The sequence below is a fragment of the Pseudoalteromonas lipolytica genome, assembly GCF_900116435.1.
Classification (GTDB): Bacteria; Pseudomonadota; Gammaproteobacteria; order Enterobacterales; family Alteromonadaceae; genus Pseudoalteromonas; species Pseudoalteromonas lipolytica.
Window position 1 is genome coordinate 50,807 of the sequence record NZ_FPAZ01000009.1, and the last position, 19,705, is coordinate 70,511.

General features: G+C 42.6%; 16 protein-coding genes. 10 read left to right on the top strand and 6 right to left on the bottom strand.

What is annotated here, in order from left to right:
• Positions 1-50 precede the first annotated feature (50 nt).
• Positions 51-2,600 carry a M14 metallopeptidase family protein gene (locus tag BM378_RS10995; RefSeq protein ID WP_074989200.1) on the top strand — a complete coding sequence of 850 codons (2,550 nt, stop codon included), beginning with the start codon at positions 51-53 and terminating at the stop codon, positions 2,598-2,600.
• Here BM378_RS10995 and BM378_RS11000 read toward each other — a convergent pair.
• Complete coding sequence (locus BM378_RS11000; protein ID WP_074989201.1) at positions 2,597-3,298, bottom strand: ComF family protein; 702 nt, start codon at positions 3,296-3,298, stop codon at positions 2,597-2,599. The two genes, BM378_RS10995 and BM378_RS11000, sit on opposite strands and share 4 nt — an antisense overlap.
• 58 nt (positions 3,299-3,356) lie before the next feature.
• Between BM378_RS11000 and bioH the strand changes: the two genes are divergently transcribed.
• From bioH to BM378_RS11025, 5 genes are all read left to right on the top strand, one after another.
• Positions 3,357-4,094, top strand: a complete 738-nt coding sequence (gene bioH / locus BM378_RS11005) for a pimeloyl-ACP methyl ester esterase BioH (RefSeq protein ID WP_036973398.1) — start codon at positions 3,357-3,359, stop codon at positions 4,092-4,094.
• 100 nt (positions 4,095-4,194) lie between these two features.
• On the top strand, positions 4,195-4,503 hold the full coding sequence (locus BM378_RS11010) for a hypothetical protein (RefSeq protein ID WP_036973397.1): 309 nt from the start codon (positions 4,195-4,197) through the stop codon (positions 4,501-4,503).
• 5 nt (positions 4,504-4,508) lie between these two features.
• Complete coding sequence (locus BM378_RS11015; RefSeq protein WP_074989202.1) at positions 4,509-5,369, top strand: putative metalloprotease CJM1_0395 family protein; 861 nt, start codon at positions 4,509-4,511, stop codon at positions 5,367-5,369.
• 106 nt (positions 5,370-5,475) lie between these two features.
• Positions 5,476-6,207 (top strand): outer membrane beta-barrel protein, encoded by a 732-nt coding sequence (locus BM378_RS11020; protein WP_036973394.1) that lies wholly within the window; start codon positions 5,476-5,478, stop codon positions 6,205-6,207.
• Positions 6,208-6,489: 282 nt separating this feature from the next.
• Complete coding sequence (locus BM378_RS11025; RefSeq protein ID WP_074989203.1) at positions 6,490-11,520, top strand: S8 family serine peptidase; 5,031 nt, start codon at positions 6,490-6,492, stop codon at positions 11,518-11,520.
• A gap of 94 nt (positions 11,521-11,614) precedes the next feature.
• Here BM378_RS11025 and BM378_RS11030 read toward each other — a convergent pair whose 3' ends face one another.
• The 4 genes from BM378_RS11030 to greB form a co-directional block, all read right to left on the bottom strand.
• Positions 11,615-13,930, bottom strand: a complete 2,316-nt coding sequence (locus tag BM378_RS11030) for a Tex family protein (RefSeq protein ID WP_065979405.1) — start codon at positions 13,928-13,930, stop codon at positions 11,615-11,617.
• Between the two features lie 136 nt (positions 13,931-14,066).
• Positions 14,067-14,648: a CBS domain-containing protein gene (locus BM378_RS11035; RefSeq protein ID WP_065979404.1), complete on the bottom strand. Its 582-nt coding sequence runs from the start codon at positions 14,646-14,648 to the stop codon at positions 14,067-14,069.
• 52 nt (positions 14,649-14,700) lie between these two features.
• A complete protein-coding gene (locus BM378_RS11040; RefSeq protein WP_065979403.1) occupies positions 14,701-15,006 on the bottom strand; it encodes a hypothetical protein in 306 nt (101 codons plus the stop codon).
• A 116-nt stretch (positions 15,007-15,122) separates the two neighbouring features.
• Positions 15,123-15,605 carry a transcription elongation factor GreB gene (gene greB / locus BM378_RS11045; protein WP_036973385.1) on the bottom strand — a complete coding sequence of 161 codons (483 nt, stop codon included), beginning with the start codon at positions 15,603-15,605 and terminating at the stop codon, positions 15,123-15,125.
• Between the two features lie 166 nt (positions 15,606-15,771).
• Between greB and ompR the strand changes: the two genes are divergently transcribed.
• Together ompR and envZ are read left to right on the top strand one after the other, a co-directional pair.
• Positions 15,772-16,491 (top strand): osmolarity response regulator transcription factor OmpR, encoded by a 720-nt coding sequence (gene ompR / locus BM378_RS11050; protein ID WP_036973384.1) that lies wholly within the window; start codon positions 15,772-15,774, stop codon positions 16,489-16,491.
• A 5-nt stretch (positions 16,492-16,496) separates the two neighbouring features.
• The gene (envZ, locus tag BM378_RS11055; RefSeq protein WP_036973383.1) at positions 16,497-17,792 is read left to right on the top strand and encodes a two-component system sensor histidine kinase EnvZ; all 1,296 of its coding nucleotides are present in this window, start codon (positions 16,497-16,499) and stop codon (positions 17,790-17,792) included.
• A 73-nt stretch (positions 17,793-17,865) separates the two neighbouring features.
• Here envZ and BM378_RS11060 read toward each other — a convergent pair whose 3' ends face one another.
• Positions 17,866-18,570, bottom strand: a complete 705-nt coding sequence (locus tag BM378_RS11060) for a 2OG-Fe(II) oxygenase (RefSeq protein ID WP_065979402.1) — start codon at positions 18,568-18,570, stop codon at positions 17,866-17,868.
• A gap of 36 nt (positions 18,571-18,606) precedes the next feature.
• Here BM378_RS11060 and BM378_RS11065 point away from each other — a divergent pair, with 36 nt between their 5' ends.
• On the top strand, positions 18,607-19,005 hold the full coding sequence (locus BM378_RS11065) for an acyl-CoA thioesterase (protein WP_036973381.1): 399 nt from the start codon (positions 18,607-18,609) through the stop codon (positions 19,003-19,005).
• 81 nt (positions 19,006-19,086) lie between these two features.
• Complete coding sequence (locus BM378_RS11070) at positions 19,087-19,665, top strand: anthranilate synthase component II (protein WP_036973380.1); 579 nt, start codon at positions 19,087-19,089, stop codon at positions 19,663-19,665.
• The last annotated feature ends 40 nt before the right edge of the window (positions 19,666-19,705 follow it).

Below are 19,705 nucleotides of genomic sequence, written 5' to 3' on the forward strand. Positions count from 1 at the left end.
ATTTTATCGAATGGTAGCGTGAAAACATCAAACAATAACAGGTGCTATCTATGCGTTTAATAATAACAATATTAACCATGCTAGTGAGTTTTTCAGCATTAGCAAAACCACTTTCCTATTATTTTGAAGAAGATGTGAAATTTGATCCGCTTATTCCAACCCCGCAAGAGGTTTTAGGTTACGAAGTGGGCGAGTGGCATGTACGCCATGATCAACTTGTTCAGTATATGCAAATATTGGCAGACAAAAGTGAGCGTATTAACATTGAAGTAATTGGCCGGACGCACGAGCAGCGACCCTTGGTCATGTTAACGATTACTGCGCCAGATAAATTAGGCCAAGTAGAGCAGATTCGTAAAGCACATTTAGCTCGCCTAAGCGGTGGAAATACTGACTCAAGCAAGCAACCTGCGGTTGTGTGGATGGGTTACAGTGTGCATGGCAATGAGTCTTCAGGTAGCAACGCATCGCTATTAGTTGCTTATTATCTTGCAGCGGCACAAGGGCCTGAAATTGACACCTTATTAAACAACACCGTTATTTTATTAGACCCCTCTTTGAATCCTGATGGCTTAGCGCGTTTTGCGAATTGGGCAAATAGCAATCGAGGCATGAACTTATCATCGGACCCTGAAACACGTGAGCACCGTGAAAGCTGGCCGAGCAGTCGTACTAACCATTATCTTTTTGATTTAAATCGTGACTGGTTGTTACTACAACATCCTGAGTCACGTGCACGTATTGCCCAGTTCCATCACTGGAAGCCTAATATTTTAACTGACTTTCATGAAATGGGCCCAAATAGCACATTCTTCTTTCAACCGGGAATATCAACGCGTAAACACCCAATTACACCAGAAGAAAATGTGACATTAACGAAAGCAATTGCAAATTATCATGCAAAGACGCTTGATGAGCACAATGCGCTGTATTTTACTGAAGAAAGCTTTGACGATTTTTACTATGGCAAGGGATCAACCTACCCGGATGTAAATGGTGGCGTGGGTATTTTATTTGAACAAGCCAGTTCTCGTGGGCACTTACAAGAAACAATTAACGGCCCGTTGAGTTTTCCATTTACTATTAAAAATCAACTGTTAACGAGCTTATCTACATTCCAAGCAGCGATTGATAATCGCCAAGACTTACTAGACTATCAAGCTGAGTTTTACACTAAAGCCACGGATCTTGCTGGCGATGAAGATTTTAAAGGCTATGTGGTAAAAGGCGGCGCTGATAATAGCCGCATGGCGTATTTTTTAGACGTGTTAAAGCAACACCAAATCAATGCGTATTTGCTTGAAGAGCCCTTAAAAGTGAATGGTCAGAGCTTTTCTGAAAAAAGCTACTACGTGCCATTAGCACAGCCACAATTTCGTTTAGTAAAAGCGATTTTTAGCGAGCAACAACGCTTTGTTGACAATACTTTTTATGATGTTTCGGGCTGGACATTGGCCCATGCATTTAATTTAGAGTTTGCCAAAGTGAGCAGCAATTGGGGCTTAAACATTGCAAAAATGCCGTGGCAGAAAACGGTTAAATCAAGCTTCGCTGCGTTACCACAAAGCTATGCTTATGCATTTAAGTGGGATGACTACCTTGCTCCTAAAATGTTAAATAACTTACTTAAGCAAGGTGTTCAAGCACGTGTTGCGCTTAGTTCACTTACAGCAAAAACACCCGCAGGTGAGGTTGCTTTTGAGCCAGGCAGTATTTTATTACCAGCCGGTATTCAAACAGACCCTAATTGGGTGCGTTATTTAAACCAAGCACAAACAGATTTCGGTATTGAAATTGTTCCCATCAGCTCTGGTTTAACAGTGAAAGGGGCTGATTTAGGGTCTCGTTCTATGGCTGTTGTTAAAGCACCTAAGGTACTGCTTATTGGTGGCGAAGGAACCAGCCAATATGAGTTAGGCGAAGTGTGGTATTACCTTGATCGCTTTGTTGATATTGCCCCGAGTATTATTGAAATGGAGCGTTTAGATAATATTAACCTCGATAAGTACAGCCATATTGTGCTTGCGCATGGTAATTATAATCGCCTTGATGATGCGACTAAAATTGCAATAAAAGCGTGGGTTCGTAAAGGCGGGGTAATCTGGGGCCATAAAGGCGGTGCTAAATTCTTAGCGGATCAGCAACTATTAAAAGCGAATTATTTGTCACGCCGTGATGTTGCAAGTGCATTTGATACAAAAGGCCTTACTTATGCCGATAAAGATGACTTAGCAGGGCGCCAACGCATTGCAGGTGCCATTTTTAATACTCACGTTGACTTATCGCACCCACTGACGTTCTCGCTTGAGCGCAATACCTTACCTGTATTTAAAAATAGCACTTGGTTACTTGAAAAATCGGAGGCACCATTTGTTAATGTACTTACTTATACAGACACGCCATTACTTGCAGGCTTTACTGATGATGTCAATGTGGAGCAGGTAGCAGGTGCTGCAGGTTTAATTGCGCACTCTTACGGAAAAGGCAGTGTGATTGGTATGACTGATAATCCCGTTTTTCGTGGTTACTGGTATGGAACAAGCCGATTACTAAGTAATGCATTGCTCTTTGGTCATGCATTTAGTGCATCGGGTGACTAATTAAGGGGAGTCAAACACGTAAGGATTGCCCATACTTGTTTGGCCCCTGCCTGTTTTAATGCCTCTGTTGCTGCGTTTAATGTAGCACCAGAGGTCATCACATCATCAACAATAGCCACCGATTTCCCTGTCAGATCTTGCTGACATACAAACGCATTTTTTACATTCTTTACCCGTTTTGTTTTACTTAGTTTTGATTGTGGCTGGGTGGCTTTTTGTTTATGAAGAGGCGTAATAACGTCTTGCTGTAAGCCCTCTAGAACCGGTAACCACGTTTGGCTTACTTGGTTATAGCCACGCGATAAAAAACGCCTTTTATGTAACGGCATTATGATAAATACATCAGGCCAGTGTGTGTTTGCTGCAAGGGCATGCTGCAGCTGTTTGGTTATGATTTGCTGTAAAGCCACTTTATAATGCTGTTGATTGTTAAATTTTAACTGTATGAGCCATTGTTTATAGGGTGCTTGATACCACGCACAGGCAATGAGATGATCAAAATGACAGTCAGGAAAAGCGTCACAAATATCGGGGCGATGTAAAAGGTTTGGATGACGTGCTAAGTCAAAAAGTGCAAGGTCATCCATACAGTGTGGGCAGAGTGACTGATTACTTTCAATGTGGCCCCTGCAACCCAAACAAAAATTTGGGAACAGCGCATCTAAAGCGACTTTAAACGCCTGAATTAAGCCCGCCATTGCATTCATTCCTTTAAACGCTATTATGAGCGCTAAGTGTGGTTGAGAGTTTATAAATATGCAAAATGAAATGGTGTTGTTACATGGCTGGGGAATGAATCAAGGTGTGTGGCAAGTCATTATGCCTGAACTTACGTTTTTTCATGATGGCGCTGTTCGCTGCTTAGATTTACCTGGGTTTGGTAACGCACAGTCAATACCAACACCTTACACTTTGCATGCTGCGGCAGAGCAGCTCAGTAGCGAACTAAATGAAGGATCAATACTTGTCGGTTGGTCACTGGGAGGGCTGTTTGCTTTGTATATTGCTGCGCACTGGCCTGACAAAGTGGCCAAAGTTGTGCTGGTAGCATCAACCCCATTTTTTGCCCAGCACGATGATTGGCCTGGTATTAAGCCGGACGTCCTGAATGCGTTTAAAGATCAGTTAGTGAGCCATAGAGAAAAAACCATAGAACGCTTTCTCGCTATTCAAGCTATGGGCAGTGAGTCTGCTCGTGATGATATAAAGCAGCTAAAATTATTATTGAATCAATACCCCGCTCCCAAAGAGCAGGCGCTAAGTGCAGGACTCGATATACTACAGCACGATGATTTACGCGCTATGTTTGCACAGTTAACGGTGCCTATAGTCGGCATTTTTGGTCGCTTAGATGCGTTAGTGCCTTATCGTGCTCTTAAGAAAATGCAGGCGCTGCAGCCTAATTTTGACTACGAGGTAATTGATAAAGCATCCCATGCCCCGTTTATTTCTCACAAAGAGGCATTTATAACAGCTCTTAAATCAGTGTGTTAAACAAAACCTAGCTTGAGGCCATAAAAATAGCGGGATTATACTTTATTTTGTTCGTTTTGTGAGCGATAATTACGGTTAGATCTCACTGTTGGAGACCATCATGGCAATCGGTTCTGTTTTTAATAATGCGGTAGAAGGTTATAACCGTGCTAGCCAAGGTATTGAAAAGGCAAGCGCTGAGATTAGCCGTGCCTCAATAGATCAACAAGATGATGCTCAGCTTGCGCAGCAGCGCCAATTACAAGCCGCTCGCCCCGATGAAGCAGTCACGCCTCCTGTATCACAACCCGCGCGTATTGATGAGTCGCTGGTCAACTTAAAAGTAGAAGAGTTTAATGCCAAGGCGAATATCAATAGCATTCAAACCGCGGATGAGGTACTGGGCACTTTAATCGATATTAAAGTATAAATATCATGAACATCGTTACTCCTTATCCGGCCATTAACTTAAACACTGCGAATGTGCATACAGAAAGTGCGCGCCGTGATAACCAGTTGCGCGAGGTAATCCCCGCACCTACGGCAACCAAACCCAGTAACGCTGAAAATAAAACTTTAAACGATGGCGAAAAAGCCAGACAACCAGGCACTGACGCTGGCACTTATGATGCGAAAGGCCGTCTTGATGACAACACCGTAGTTCAAGAACGCCAACAAGGCGATTCTGAGCAATCGGAACAAGAGCAACAAGAAACAAAGCAAGAACAAAAAAAAGAGCAACAAGTTGCTGAACAAGAGCAGCAAGATGCGGAACAAATAAAGGAATTAAAAGCCCGTGATACTGAAGTGCGCATTCACGAGCAAGCACATGCATCTGTCGGTGGGCAATATGCGGGTGCGCCAAGTTATGAGTATCAGCGCGGTCCCGATGGTACTAATTACGCTGTTGGTGGAGAGGTTCAAATCGATGTTGCACAAATCGAGGGGGATCCAAAAGCCACCATTGAAAAAATGCAAACTGTACGAGCAGCAGCGCTTGCTCCACAAGAACCCTCAGGTGCTGACCGTGCTATAGCGGCAGATGCAACGCAAAAACTTGCGGCGGCTCAAGCTGAGTTAGCGACTCAGTCTGATGACGATAAGCAGCAAAATGGGCAAGCGTCATTTAAAATTAACCGTGAATTTGCCAATGAAGATAGCCCGCAAGTGAGTGCATCGGAGACTAAAACAGCAAAGCGTGACGTGGAAGTAGATCAACGTGCTCAACGAATTGCTAATTTCTATCAAGCGGCAACCTCTGCTGCGGCTCAAAACCAATTTTCTGCGGTTATTTAACCTCATATTTTCTTACACATTACTTACTATAAATAGGGTTGTTCCTATTGTGGTAAAAAATTAGCTCTGTTAGATTGTCCACGATTTTAAATAAGGATGATTTAACATGAAATATGCTGTACTTATCGGTGCACTTTCACTTGTATCAACAGCTGTTATGGCACAAAACACCACACCTCTTAGCTATGATTATGTTGATGCTGGCTATCAGAAAATGAAAATTGATGATGCTGATGATCTTTCTCTCAAGGGCTATGGTATCAACGTCAGTAAACAATTTGCACAAAACTGGTATGTGCAAGGCCACTACTCAAAAGTATCTGATGACTTTACAGAGTTAGATATCTACGACAATGTGACTGTTTATGATATGAACAACAACCCAGTCGGTACGGGGCAGACCGAATATCTTTATCGTACAGAGTTAGATATCACGCGTTATGAGTTAGCTTTAGGCTATATTTACTCTCTGTCTGATGTGACTAAAATTGATTATTCAGCGAAGCTGGGCCAGCTAAAATTTGAAGGTGACGTACTGTACAAGCAAGATATCACTTATCAAGAACAAGTACTCGATACCAACTCTGAGAGATATTCTGATTCAGATACAGCTGATATTTTATCTGTAAATGCACAAATTAGGCACTTATTAACCGATTCAATAGAGCTAAATGCGGGTATCGGTTACGAGCGTCTGCATGATGAAGAAAGCGAAAATAATACCGTGCTTCATGTCGGTGCAAATTATGCGATTACAGCTGATTGGTTAGTGACCGCAGCGTATCGAGATGTAAACGACTATTCAGATCTTACCTTCTCAATTCGTTATAATTTTTAGTTAATTAGCAAGCTAGCGAACCTTTCGCTAGCTTCTTTTTATATATTATTTCTGTTCCTGCAATAGTGTTTTCTACAAAAAGCTACATTTTGTATAAATAATCCGCAACGCTTTATATATCACCACTTCAATGTTTACATAGTGTTAATTTTGTGTTTGAAATGTATACCTCACAGTTTGACCCTTCATAACGCCGCCTGTATATGTCTGTCTGCTAATAGAATTTAGTGTCTCAGCTTTTGCGTAAGCAAAGCTGTTTTAAATTAAATCAGTGGGAATCATATGCAACCTAGCAATAATAAAATAGCACACTTGAAAAAGAGCTCAGTTGCAGTACTTACAGCATTGTATGTAGGTACTTCAGGTTATGCTGCGGCAGAGCCGGGCTTTAATAAAGTGTCAGACAAAGGCTTTTATCAGCCAACATTTACAGCTGAAGATATCGCAAAGTATCAAGAACAAAAACAAATTGCTGATCATCCAAGCTTATTAAAGGGCAGTGTTGAGCGTTTAAATCAACATTATCAAAATCAACAACCAGAACATGTGTTCCAGCCTCAAGAGGGTGTGACAGGTGTTCAAACTTATATCGTTCAAATGACTGAAGAGCCAGTCGCGAGTTACCAAGGTGACATTCAGGGCTTTACTGCAACAGCGGTTACTGAATCTCGTTCGTTAATGGTTAATGAGCGCTTGGATACATCGGCACATAAGGTGCGTGCTTATCAGGGTTTCTTAAAGCAGCGCCAAACATCTGTATTAGGCAAGGCACGTGCCGTGGGTGCTAGCATTGATGTTAAAAAACAATTTACGTTAGCAAACAATGCCGTTGTTGTCGAAATGACGCAGGCGGATGCTGAGCTACTGGCTAAGCAATCGGGTGTGAAACGCATCACACCAAACCGTATTTTCGAACTACGTACAGACCGTGGCCCAGAGTTTATTGGCGCAGATCAATTATGGCAAGGCGCTACACCTGCATCATCAGTGGGTGTTAAAGGCGAAGGCATGGTTGTAGGTATTATTGATACAGGTATCAATACTGACCACCCTGCGTTTGCAAGCGATGAAGAGTACAGCAAATCAAATCCATTTGGTGCAGGTAATTTCGTTGGTGATTGTGAAGCTGATCCTACGTTATGTAATGACAAGTTAATTGGTGTTCGCTCTTACCCTGAAATTACGGCTGCGAATTCAGACTATCGATTTGCACGTGCTGATCGTCGTCCAGAGAATGGTGAAGACTACAACGGTCATGGTTCACATACTGCAAGCACAACCGCGGGTAACTACATAGAGAATACGCCACTTCAAGCAGCCACAGGTGAGAAAGTGAGTGATGGTGAAAACTTACCATTTACCTTTGATCACACCAGTGGTGTTGCACCGCGCGCGCACATTATTTCATACCAAGTATGTCACGCGGGCAACTCAGGCGACTTATACGCTGGTTGTCCTGAGTCGGCGATTTTATCTGCTTTTGAAGATGCAATTGAAGATGGCGTTGATGCGATTAACTTCTCAATCGGTGGCGGTGAAAGCTTCCCGTGGGAAGATCCAATGGAAATGGCATTTTTAAGCGCACGTGAGGCCGGTATTTCTGTTGCTGCTGCTGCGGGTAACTCAGGTCCGTACTATATGTCTGCGGATCATACATCACCTTGGGTGACGACAGTGGGGGCATCAACGCATGATCGCGTGATGGAATTAGGTGTTAAAACCATTAACAACTTCCAAGGTACACGTGCACCTTCTGTTGGTGAGTATGCAGGTAAGAGTTTCGCTGGTGGAATTACTGGTGAGGTTGTTTTGGCTGAGAATTACGACGACCCTAATGCTGACGATGGCTATGATGCAGCTAGCTGTAATGCCCCATTCCCTGCGGGTACTTTCACCGCAGACCAAATAGTGGTGTGTTTACGTGGTGATATTGCGCGTGTTGATAAAGCGAAAAACGTAGCTGCGGGTGGCGCAGGTGGTTTTATCCTGCAAAATATTGCTTTTGGCGAGAACGTTGTTGCAGATAACTATGTGATCCCAGGTATTCACTTATCTTCAAGTGCGCGTTTTGCTATTCGCAACTGGGTGAATGCTAACCCTGATGGCGCTGCAATTGCGACTATTGGTGAGCCGCAAAATAACTATTCGTTTGACGAAGAAGCTGGCAACCAGCTCGCTATTTTTAGCTCTATGGGCCCAAGTTATTATATTAACAACCTTGTTCCTGATTTGACGGCACCAGGTGTTGATATTTATGCTGCGAATGCTGATGACCAACCATTCACCGCCAATCCTAGAGCATCAGACTGGACATTCATGAGTGGTACGTCAATGGCTACTCCGCATGTAACCGGCGCCATGACTTTATTGATGCAAATGCACCCAGATTGGACGCCTGCTGAAGTACAATCGGCTCTGATGATGACGGCGAATAAAGTGCGCATTTCTAACGGTGTTACGTTAGTTGACCCTTACTACAACTTCATGACGGGAAGTGGCTCAATTGATGTTGCGCAAGCGGCAAATGCAGGTCTTATCATGGATGAGACAATCGAAAACTATCACAATGCTAACCCGCGTAATGGCGGTTTAGTGGAGTGGTTAAACCTGCCGACATTAGTAAACCAAGACTGTGAACTGACCTGTTCTTGGATGCGCACAGTGAAAGCGACTAAAGATGGTTCGTGGGATACAACAGCCTATGGTTGGGGTATTGAAGGCGAGCAAGAAAGTGCGGGTGTCGAAGTGAGTGTTACACCAAGTAACTTCACACTTAAAGCGGGTGAAACACAAGACGTGATGGTAACGATGAAGTTACCGAATATCATTCAGTCTAAACTAGACCCAGCAGAACCCGGCGCACCATGGGACAGCATTATAAACAAAAATGCGTGGTTTAACGGTAAAGTACTTTTTAAAAATACCGATGGTAATTCACCTGATGCTCACTTCACATTAGCGGCTAAAAATGTCATTGATGAGCTTCCAGCCATGGTTGATATCGATATGGCTCGTGCCAATGCATCAGAGTCAATCGTTGTGAATACTGACAGCTACAGTGAGTTTACACCAACTTATTATGGCCTTGTAAAACCAACTGAAGTAACAGCCAATATCTTAGGTGTATCACCTTATGTAACGAAAGACCGTGTAGAAAAAGCATGGGATATTCAGGCAATTGAGGTACCTGAAGGTACAAAACGCCTGATGATTAAAGTGGCATCAACAGAGCAAACGACTGATTTATCAGATATCGTTGAACCGCGTTGGCAAATTAAAAAAGCACACTTAGTGGTGGGTTATGATGCGAATGGTAGTGGCTCGTTCATGGTGTCGGATGAAGACATTGCTGAAGATCCAAATGCATTAATTAAAGCACTGAACGAAGAGATGATTTGTTATTCTTCAAGCAGTGTTGAGGATAACTACTGTAATATTATCGATCCTAAGCCTGGTAAATACTGGTTCGCTACCGCAGCGTTAGCTGGTTTACGCGATGTGGGTTATCAAACAGTGACTCACTATGCATTTGTGAAAGAGCAAAATACGGGTGAGTTCAGTGTGTCGGCTCCACAACAACATTCAGGTAATGGTAACTATGAAATTGCGATTAATTGGAATCTACCAGAAGCGCAGCTAAACGATGTGTATTACGGTGGTTTTGAACTGGGTGATTCAGAAGGTGCTGAAGGGACTTTAGGGTTTACATCAGTTAACTTTAAACGTGACGCTGAAGCGTTAACCCTTAATATTGATCAAGACTCAGCACGCGCTATGGATCTTGTAAATGTTAACGTGAAACTCAAAGCTAACTATGAATCTGACGCGCGCGATTACGCTTTAGCGTTAACCATTCCTGAGGGCATGGAAGTTTGGCCTGATACATTGACTTCTAACAACGAGTCAGTTGCTGCTTCATTGGGAGTAGAGGGCAACACTTTAACAATTAAAGGGACTCAAGAGGCTACTCGCAATGTTAAGCGTGATTATGTTGTCACGAATAACATCACTAATGAAATGTGTAAAACGCCAATGATCGATGAGTACTCAACAGGTGGCTACATCGATTTATGGGGTGACTTCCGCATTCAACCTGATGCTTCTTGGTATGAAGGTGGCTCAAATGTTTACTTTGATGTACCAATTGATTGGTTATTCTACAAACAAGGCGCTAAGTTTGAAGTTTATAATCAAGCAAACAACAACGAAGTACGTTTACACCCAACAGGTGCTATGCAATTTACACCAATTTGGTGGATGATGAGTGCGCACCGTGGTCCAGGTTTCTTAGTTGAAGCATTAGCCCCGTTCTGGCGTGGTTCATTTGAAATCACTAATCTACGTGATCCAAGCGATCCAACAGGGTTAACAATTGCAAGTCAATATGCAGAAGAACGTCCTGATCTTGGTGACCTTCTGTTCATGGAATTTGATAATGTTACCGACAAGAATACGGGTGATACTTATGATTATGAAGTGATCTTACGCAGTGGTATTGATGACCATGAAGGTAAGTTTGAAGCGATTTTTGCATACGACAATCTAGGTGCTGATATTGATACAGGCACTATCTTTATTGAAGGTGGTGACAGTGTTTATGCTACAACCGCGGGCTACAAAGACGGTGCTCTAAGCAATGTGATCGGTTTCGATGACCTTGGTAAAATCTTACAAGATGACTTAGTCATTTGTTTTGATTACGTGGGCCCTGAGCAAAGTGAAGTTGAATTTAACTTTACAGCGACAATAAAGCCAGAAGCGAAAGGCACCATGCAAGACATCGCGCTTGATTATCAATTAGGTAGCCAAGAGTCAGGTACATTAATGCACTCGATTGATGTACAAAGCAATCTGAAAATGGCTGATATGGTTAATATGACGGTTGCTGAAAATGGTCGTATTGATGGCATTGAAGTGATGGTTATTGATGCTGATCAATCGCCAAATGAGCTAGTAATCACGGGTGAACATGTGTCAGCTGAGGTGAACGGTATGTCGTTTAACCTGATCCCTGAACCACATTTCTTTGGAGAAACCCTTGTTACAGTTACAGTGCATGATAAAGCAAACCCATCAGACAAAATAAGCCAAGAGTTTTTACTGACGGTTGAGTCTGACGGAATAGAGTTAGGTTGTACTGATTCAGCTGCAACTAACTACGATGCGAATGCAAATAAAGATAATGGTAGCTGCGAATATCCAGTTAAAGTAACGCCTGATACAGAGGTGGAAGCGAAGAGCTCATCAAGTGGTTCATTCGGTCACTTCATCGTATTACTCCTTCCATTACTTGCACTACGTCGTCGTAAGTAATCGCTTTAAAGGCTCATTTTAGTGAGCCTTTAAAAACAAAAAAACCGCGTAAGCTTCATAACTTACGCGGTTTTTTATTAGCCTAATATAATGGCTACTTTTTAACTTTAGCGTTGGCAAAGGCATCGGCAAAGGCATTGCCCATGGCTGCATTACCAAAGTCACGTTTTGGTTTAGACGTGTTTTTTACTTTTTGAGCTGCGGCAGGTTTGCTTGTAGTTGCCGCTTTATTGCTGGTATCAACATCATCGTCTAAGCGCATGGTAAAGCTAATACGTTTACGAGCAGCATCCACTTCAAGCACTTTTACTTTTACGATGTCACCCGCTTTGACTACTTCACGCGGATCTGAGATAAACTTATTCGTAATAGCAGAAATATGCACCAAACCGTCTTGGTGAACACCTACATCAACGAAGGCACCAAAGTTTGCTACGTTTGACACCACACCTTCTAGAATCATGCCCGGTTTTAAATCGTTAATTGTTTCAACACCGGCTTTAAACTCGGCCGTTTTAAATTCAGGGCGCGGGTCGCGGCCTGGCTTATCAAGTTCTTTAATGATGTCTGTGACGGTTGGTAAACCAAATTTGTCGTCAATATAGTCGTTCGCAACAAGCTTGTTTAGTATATCTGAGTTACCGATTAAGCTATTGACATCCAGGTTGTTCTTTTCGCAAATACGCTTAACAATCGGGTAGGCTTCAGGGTGAACTGATGACTTATCAAGAGGGTCTGTACCATTAGTGATACGTAAGAAGCCCGCGGCTTGTTCAAATGCTTTTGGCCCTAAACGCTCTACTTTTTTAAGCTCAGAACGCTTGCTGAATGAGCCATTCGCATCACGGTAGTTGACAATGTTCTGTGCCAGAGTTTTGTTTAAACCCGATACACGAGTAAGTAACGGCACTGAAGCCATATTTAAATCAACACCGACAGAGTTTACACAGTCTTCAACCACCGAAGTCAAAGTTTGCCCCAACTGACTTTGTGACACATCGTGTTGGTATTGGCCCACACCAATTGACTTAGGTTCAATTTTAACAAGCTCTGCAAGGGGGTCTTGTAAACGACGTGCAATTGAAACAGCACCACGTAACGATACATCGAGATTGGGGAATTCATTCGCAGCAAACTCAGAGGCAGAGTAAACAGATGCTCCAGCTTCACTGACCATAATTTTGTTAAGGTTAAGCTCGCTGTTTGCTTTTATAAGCTCTGCGACGAGTTTGTCTGATTCACGAGATGCGGTGCCATTACCAATGGCGATTAACTCAACTTTATGCTGGCGACATAACTGTTCAAGCGTGCGCAGTGATTTTTCCCAATGATTTTGAGGGGCATGTGGAAAAATAGTTTGTGTCGTTAATAGTTTACCAGTGCTGTCTACAACAGCTATTTTACAGCCCGTACGTAAACCTGGATCTAGGCCCAATGTTGTACGAGGACCAGCCGGAGCTGCCATTAATAAGTCTTTTAAGTTCTTTGCAAATACGTCAATGGCACCGGTTTCGGCTTTTTCGCGCATCGCCCCTAAAAACTCATTTTCAAGATGTAAGCTTAATTTAATTTTCCACGCCCACTGCACTACGCTCATTAACCATGCACTCGCTGCTGAGTTGCTAACATCTAAGCGATAATGATCGGCAATCATTTGTGCGCAGATTTGTGCCGGATTTTCAGCACTGGGTTCAGGGTTAATATTGAGCTGCAATACGCCTTCATTTCGTGCTCTTAACATGGCTAAAGCACGGTGAGAAGGCACTTTTTTTAGTGGCTCTTGGTGTTCAAAGTAATCACGGTATTTTGCGCCATCATTTTCTTGGCCAGCAATAACGCGGCTCTCAATTTGACCATGTTGACTTATATGACTGCGGAATTTTGCAAGCAACTTAGCATCTTCAGCAAAGCGCTCCATTAAAATGAACTTAGCCCCATCGAGTACTGTTTTCGTATCAGCAAAACCAGCATCGGCATTGATGTAGTCAGTGGCGTGTTGTTCAGGGTCTAAGTTTGGATCATTAAACAGGGCATCAGCAAGTGGTTCAATACCTGCTTCAATTGCAATTTGCCCTTTGGTACGGCGCTTAGGTTTGAAAGGCAGATATAAATCTTCAAGCTCCGTTTTACTGTCCGCGTTATTAATATCCGCACTGAGCTCGGTTGTTAGTTTTCCTTGCTCTTTAATCGTGGCAAGTATAAAGCTACGGCGCTCTTCTAGTTCACGTAAATACGATAGGCGTTGCTCAAGTAAACGCAGTTGCGTGTCGTCTAAGCCACCCGTTACTTCTTTACGATAACGCGCGATAAAAGGTACTGTGGCACCTTCATCAAGTAATTTGATTGCAGCAACAACTTGTGGTTGCTGGGCATTTAGCTCAGTCGCTAAGCGTGCAGAGATATTGCTCATGCATAAACCTTTTTAAAAAATAGAAAATCAGTAAAACTGAAGATTAATTGCCTGAATAATATCACAATAAGAAGGCCTTAAAAGCACTGCTTTTAAGGCCCGCTGAAATAGTTCTTCACAACGCAAATTTTAATACTTAGTGAGGGTGATCGATGTGTTGCATCACTTCACTGAAGCTATTAGCAATGGGGTTGATATTAACAGGAATATGTAACTTTTTAGCAATTTGACGCGCAGAAATTAGCCCACAAATTTCATGCTCTTTACTGGTGACTAGCAAGAACATCATACCTTGATGCTCCATTGTTTGTAGTACATCGCCAATGCATGCGTAACTAATGCTTTGTAAGCTTGCACCCGCTAAATTACTAAGCGGTGTCATTACATCGTGTAATGTAATCTCGTCACGGTGCAGGTTTAAGCGCTGTGCAAGCATCATAATCTTAGAGCTTTGCAGGTCAGCACTTGATGTAATACCCAGTAACTTATCTTCACTATCAATTACTAAGATAAAGTCAGAACAGTGATTGCTAGTTTGTTTCAGCGCATTAACAATCGTTGTGTCGTAATGAGCGCGTAACGGGTCTTTACTGGTGAAGCTATTTAATACTTTAAGCGCCGGAGAGGTTAGGTCTAGGGTTGGCTCAACTTCATTTACAGCATTAGATAATGCGCCATTTGAAATGTCTTGTAGACGTAATTCTTTGAAATTATTCATTTTGATCACCATACATTTTAATAAAACTTTAATTGAAACAATTTTGAGTTAATTAAAAAGCAGGGGGACCTCGCTGATGCGCGCTGAACACAGAAATAACAGAACAAGGATTAACATACACCGCAACACGGCCATCTGGCAGTGGTTGATCTGCACTGGCAATCAGCGAAGGGGTATGTTTGTCAAAGTCAGTATCTGTATTGGCTGGGTCTGTACTGTCGCACGCAATGAAATGTGCGGTTGGCGTAACACTGTCTGAGTGGCTTTCAATGTCATTGGCGTAAGATATCAAACTCGCACTCATTAAAAGTGCGAATACAATGGCATTACTCATGATGCGATGTATTAGGTTTGACATACTTACTACCTTCTAAAACCTCAAGCACTAAATGCGTCTTGAGTCTCTTTAGTTATAGAACACATTTTTAGAGTAGACAATCACTAATTAATGTTTTCTGAATATTTAAAGATAAATTAGGGTGCGTTAGGGTAAGTTATTTCATTGACGAACCATTCTTTTGTGCCTTCGGGTGTGATGACCGAAAATTCGTCATCCACTTCTTTACCCAATAGCGCACGCGCCATAGGTGCGTCGATAGAAATATAATCTTTACGCTCATAAATTTCGTCTGGGCCCACAATACGAAATCGTTTGATGTCGCCTTGTTCATTTTCAATTTCAACCCAAGCGCCAAAAAATACTTTGCCTGCTTGTTGCGGATTGTAGTCAACAATTTTTAGGTCTGGCATACGTTTTCTTAGGTAACGTACGCGGCGATCTATTTGTCGTAAAACACGTTTATTGAATTGATAATCGGCGTTTTCAGAACGGTCACCTAAGCTTGCTGCCCACGTGACAATTTTGGTAATTTCAGGACGCTTCTCATGCCACAAATAGTCATGTTCTTGTTGTAATTGTTGATAACCTTCACGCGTAATTAAATTTGTTTTTGCCATTTTACTTAGCCTCACAAGAAAACCTGCCGCACGGTATAAAAGTCTTTTGTCTTTGTCGAGTAGGATTTTGAAATGTTCCGTAACAATCTAAGCGTGCAATTCGATTTTTATTCTTAAGTTTTTCATTTATATTAACAAGTAACACATTACAACAAGAATGAAAGTTATGGGACACGAAACGACAAAGGTATTAGTTGTTGATGACGATATGCGTTTACGCAGTTTGCTTGAACGTTATTTGGTAGAGCAAGGGTTTATTGTTCGTACAGCAGCAAATTCAGAGCAGATGGATCGCTTACTCGAGCGTGAAAATTTCCACTTAATCGTACTCGATTTAATGTTACCCGGCGAAGACGGTTTATCCATTTGTCGCCGTTTACGACAAAAAGAAAACGATATACCCATTGTGATGTTAACAGCTAAAGGTGACGAAGTAGACCGTATAATAGGTCTTGAGCTCGGTGCTGATGACTATATTCCTAAACCGTTTAACCCACGCGAACTATTGGCACGCATTAAAGCGATTTTACGTCGTCGCGCTAAAGAAGTACCAGGCGCGCCTGCTGCAGAGGAAAACGAAATTAGTTTTGGTGAATTCACACTAAATTTAGCCACGCGTGAGATGACGCAAGGTGATAACACCATGTCATTAACCAGTGGTGAGTTTGCGGTATTAAAAGCGCTTGTCACACACCCGCGTGAACCGTTAAGTCGTGATAAGTTAATGAACCTTGCGCGAGGCCGAGACTACAGCGCACTTGAGCGTAGTATCGACGTACAGGTTTCGCGTTTGCGTCGCATGATTGAGGTTGACGCTGCTAATCCTCGTTATATTCAAACAGTATGGGGCTTAGGCTACGTATTTGTACCAGACGGTGAAAAGTAGCAATAATGGGCATGTTTCCGCGAAGCGCATTTGGACAAACCGTATTTTTAGTCGCAGCGTTGCTTTTAATCAACCAGATCGTGTCATATATCACGGTCAGCTTTTATGTTGTAAAGCCAACCATAGAGCAAGTAAATCTGATCCTCGCTAAGCAAATTAAAACAGTGTTTATCGAGTGGGAAGAAGGCGTTGAAGTGAGCAAAGAAGCCTCTGAAAAGTTCTTTGAAATAACAGGGATAGAAGTCATGACCCAGCGCCAGGCAATGCGCGAAGGGCTGGCTGAAACACGTGAATATTCAATGCTTTCGCGCAGCATGTCTAAAGAGTTGAATGGTTCAGCACGTGTGCGCATTAGCCAAACGGATCCGCTTGTATATTGGGTTGAAGCACCGCAAGCCCCTGGTTATTGGGTACGCGTACCCTTAACGGGTTTGCAAGAAAACAACCTGAAATTTTTAACTTTTTACTTGTCCAGTATTGGTTTTTTAAGTGTGCTAGGTGGCTGGTTGTTTGCGCGTCACTTGAACCGTCCTTTAAAAGCACTGCAACAAGCTGCTGTAAAAGTGGGGGTGGGCGACTTCTCCACCAAACTCGAAGAGCAGGGCTCAACCGAAGTCATTGAAGTAACGCGTGCTTTTAATCAGATGTCTCGGGGTATTGCGGCATTAGAAAACGACCGTCGTTTACTAATGGCGGGGGTATCTCATGACCTTAGAACGCCGCTTACGCGCATTCGTTTAGCCACAGAAATGATGTCAGATGATGAAGACTACCTTCGCGAAGGGATAATCCATGATATCGAAGATATGAATGCGATTATTGACCAATTTATAGAGTACTTGCGTCATCACAAGCGCGAAGAGCTTGCGCTTGAAGATTTAAATGCGCTTGTTGCAGAAGTCGTCGAAGCAGAGCAAAAGCATCATCGCAGCATCACCTTTAAAGAAAACCCCAGTATTCATGATGTACCAGTGAGCATGGTGGCAATAAAACGTGTTGTCACTAATATGATTGAAAACGCGATACGTTATTCACAGGGTGATATTGAGGTTGAAACTCGCCTGAGTAGCAATAAAAAATTCGCGATGGTGGTTGTAAATGATCAAGGCCCAGGTATTCCTGAGAGTGAACTTGAAACCGTGTTTGAACCGTTTAAACAAGGCGATGCTGCCCGTGGTAGTGAAGGTAGCGGTTTAGGGCTGGCAATAATCAAACGTATTGTTGATATGCATGGCGGAAAAGTACAGTTGCTTAATCGCCCCGAAGGTGGCTTAAGTGCACAAATCTATTTACCGTTGTAGATGAAATAACGTGACAGATTAGACAGATTGCTTAAAAAGTGCGACAGGGGTGTCGCACTTATCTTATTGAACGTTATGACTGTGGTTGGCCGTAAATTTGCTCGGCACGATTAAACAATATCCACGAGGTCAAAATATACTTATCGTTTGAGATAGGCTTATTGCCACGGTGAGTATGGGTAAAGTAGCCAGGAGCCACCACCATGGTTCCTTTCTTGGGCGATATTTTACGTTGTTGATAGTAAAATTCGGTTTCACCACCTTCTTCTACATCGTTTAAGTAAAACATAAACAACAATACGCGATGAAGCGCTTCGTTATGACCTACTTGCGGGTATACCTCACTGTGCCAGTATGGATAGCCCCCTTTATTGATATCGTATTTTTGCGCCTGAATGTTACCCATTCTAAAAATTTGCTGGACTAATAAAGGCAGTTGCGGCTTGCCGACTTCTTCAAAGTTGTCTTGGTTTAAGTCAACGGGTTGACCGGTTTTTGGGTGATAGACTTTTAATCCAAACGCGCCAATCATCATAAAAATATGCTCTTCGAGATACTTAAAGATGTACCCTGCGGTGGTTTGTTGAATATGTTTTAATTGTTCGGCGTATTCTGGGTGATTATTTAGGTATAAATCGCGGCTGTCTTTTTTAGATAAATCAACGCCACCAGAGGTAATGCCTTGTTTTAAATGCGGGCTTTGTTCAAATACCGTGATAAAATTATCGCAAAATTCTTTGCTAAGGGCGTTTTCGTATACGCGAATAAAGTCCGTCATGAGCTACCTTTAGTTTATATTTTTTATAGGGTTACTATGTTTATTGAATCAATCACGCCCCGATTTAGCGAAACGGATGTCTTAGGGCATATCAACAATACCGTACTCCCCGTGTGGTTTGAAGCCGCCCGTGCGCCTATTTTTAGATTTTTTACACCGGATTTAAATCCACATCAGTGGAAATTGATTATAGCCAAGGTTGAAGTAAGCTTTGTCGGAGAGTTGTTTTATGGCCACGATGTTGAGATAAAAACGAGTGTTGAGCATATTGGTTCAAGCTCCTTTGTATTACGTCAAGAAGCGTGGCAGCAAGGCACATGTTGTGCGGTGGGTAAAACGGTCTTGGTACGGTATGATTTTGCCAATAAATGTTCGCAAAAGTTAGATGAGCAAGAAAAAGCAGCACTTTCTGCACACTTATTCGTTTCTGAGTAGCCGTTTTTTGCCGACATTTCTGGGCGCTTGGGGTAAAATGTCGCTTCATTATTTTGACTGAGTAATTTTGGGTTACACGCAATGCTGTTAATGATCGACAACTATGATTCGTTTACCTACAACCTAGTGCAATACTTTCAGCGCTTGGATCAAGAGGTATTGGTTAAACGAAACGATGAGATAAGTGTTGCCGACATCAAGCAATTAAAGCCCGAACATATTGTCATTTCTCCTGGGCCTTGCTCACCAAATGAAGCCGGTATTTCGCTGCAAGTGGTTGAAGAGTTTAAAGGGCAGCTGCCTATTTTAGGTATCTGCTTGGGACATCAAACAATTGCGCAAGCATTGGGAGGTGAGGTCGTACGAGCACGACAGGTTATGCACGGTAAAACCTCCTTAGTGCACCATACAAACCAAGGTGTTTTTAAAGGCTTAGCCAACCCATTGACGGTATGTCGTTACCATTCGCTGGTGGTTGATAAACAGAGTCTTCCCAGTGAGCTCAGTATTACAGCGTGGACCGAACACAATACGCATTTTGATGAAATAATGGGAATAATGCACAAGGATCTCGCACTTGAAGGTGTGCAATTCCATCCTGAAGCAATTTTGACGCAACAAGGGCTTGAATTACTTGCCAACTTTTTAACTCGCTTCTAATCTTAAGCTAATTATTTACAAATATGAACGACAATACTGC

What these genes read in the sequence shown, in the direction of transcription:
- BM378_RS10995 (WP_074989200.1), top strand. Translation starts at nt 51, where the DNA reads ATGCGTTTAATAATAACAATATTAACCATGCTAGTGAGTTTTTCAGCA.
- BM378_RS11000 (WP_074989201.1), bottom strand. Translation starts at nt 3,298, where the DNA reads ATGGCGGGCTTAATTCAGGCGTTTAAAGTCGCTTTAGATGCGCTGTTC.
- bioH (WP_036973398.1), top strand. Translation starts at nt 3,357, where the DNA reads ATGCAAAATGAAATGGTGTTGTTACATGGCTGGGGAATGAATCAAGGT.
- BM378_RS11010 (WP_036973397.1), top strand. Translation starts at nt 4,195, where the DNA reads ATGGCAATCGGTTCTGTTTTTAATAATGCGGTAGAAGGTTATAACCGT.
- BM378_RS11015 (WP_074989202.1), top strand. Translation starts at nt 4,509, where the DNA reads ATGAACATCGTTACTCCTTATCCGGCCATTAACTTAAACACTGCGAAT.
- BM378_RS11020 (WP_036973394.1), top strand. Translation starts at nt 5,476, where the DNA reads ATGAAATATGCTGTACTTATCGGTGCACTTTCACTTGTATCAACAGCT.
- BM378_RS11025 (WP_074989203.1), top strand. Translation starts at nt 6,490, where the DNA reads ATGCAACCTAGCAATAATAAAATAGCACACTTGAAAAAGAGCTCAGTT.
- BM378_RS11030 (WP_065979405.1), bottom strand. Translation starts at nt 13,930, where the DNA reads ATGAGCAATATCTCTGCACGCTTAGCGACTGAGCTAAATGCCCAGCAA.
- BM378_RS11035 (WP_065979404.1), bottom strand. Translation starts at nt 14,648, where the DNA reads ATGAATAATTTCAAAGAATTACGTCTACAAGACATTTCAAATGGCGCA.
- BM378_RS11040 (WP_065979403.1), bottom strand. Translation starts at nt 15,006, where the DNA reads ATGTCAAACCTAATACATCGCATCATGAGTAATGCCATTGTATTCGCA.
- greB (WP_036973385.1), bottom strand. Translation starts at nt 15,605, where the DNA reads ATGGCAAAAACAAATTTAATTACGCGTGAAGGTTATCAACAATTACAA.
- ompR (WP_036973384.1), top strand. Translation starts at nt 15,772, where the DNA reads ATGGGACACGAAACGACAAAGGTATTAGTTGTTGATGACGATATGCGT.
- envZ (WP_036973383.1), top strand. Translation starts at nt 16,497, where the DNA reads ATGGGCATGTTTCCGCGAAGCGCATTTGGACAAACCGTATTTTTAGTC.
- BM378_RS11060 (WP_065979402.1), bottom strand. Translation starts at nt 18,570, where the DNA reads ATGACGGACTTTATTCGCGTATACGAAAACGCCCTTAGCAAAGAATTT.
- BM378_RS11065 (WP_036973381.1), top strand. Translation starts at nt 18,607, where the DNA reads ATGTTTATTGAATCAATCACGCCCCGATTTAGCGAAACGGATGTCTTA.
- BM378_RS11070 (WP_036973380.1), top strand. Translation starts at nt 19,087, where the DNA reads ATGCTGTTAATGATCGACAACTATGATTCGTTTACCTACAACCTAGTG.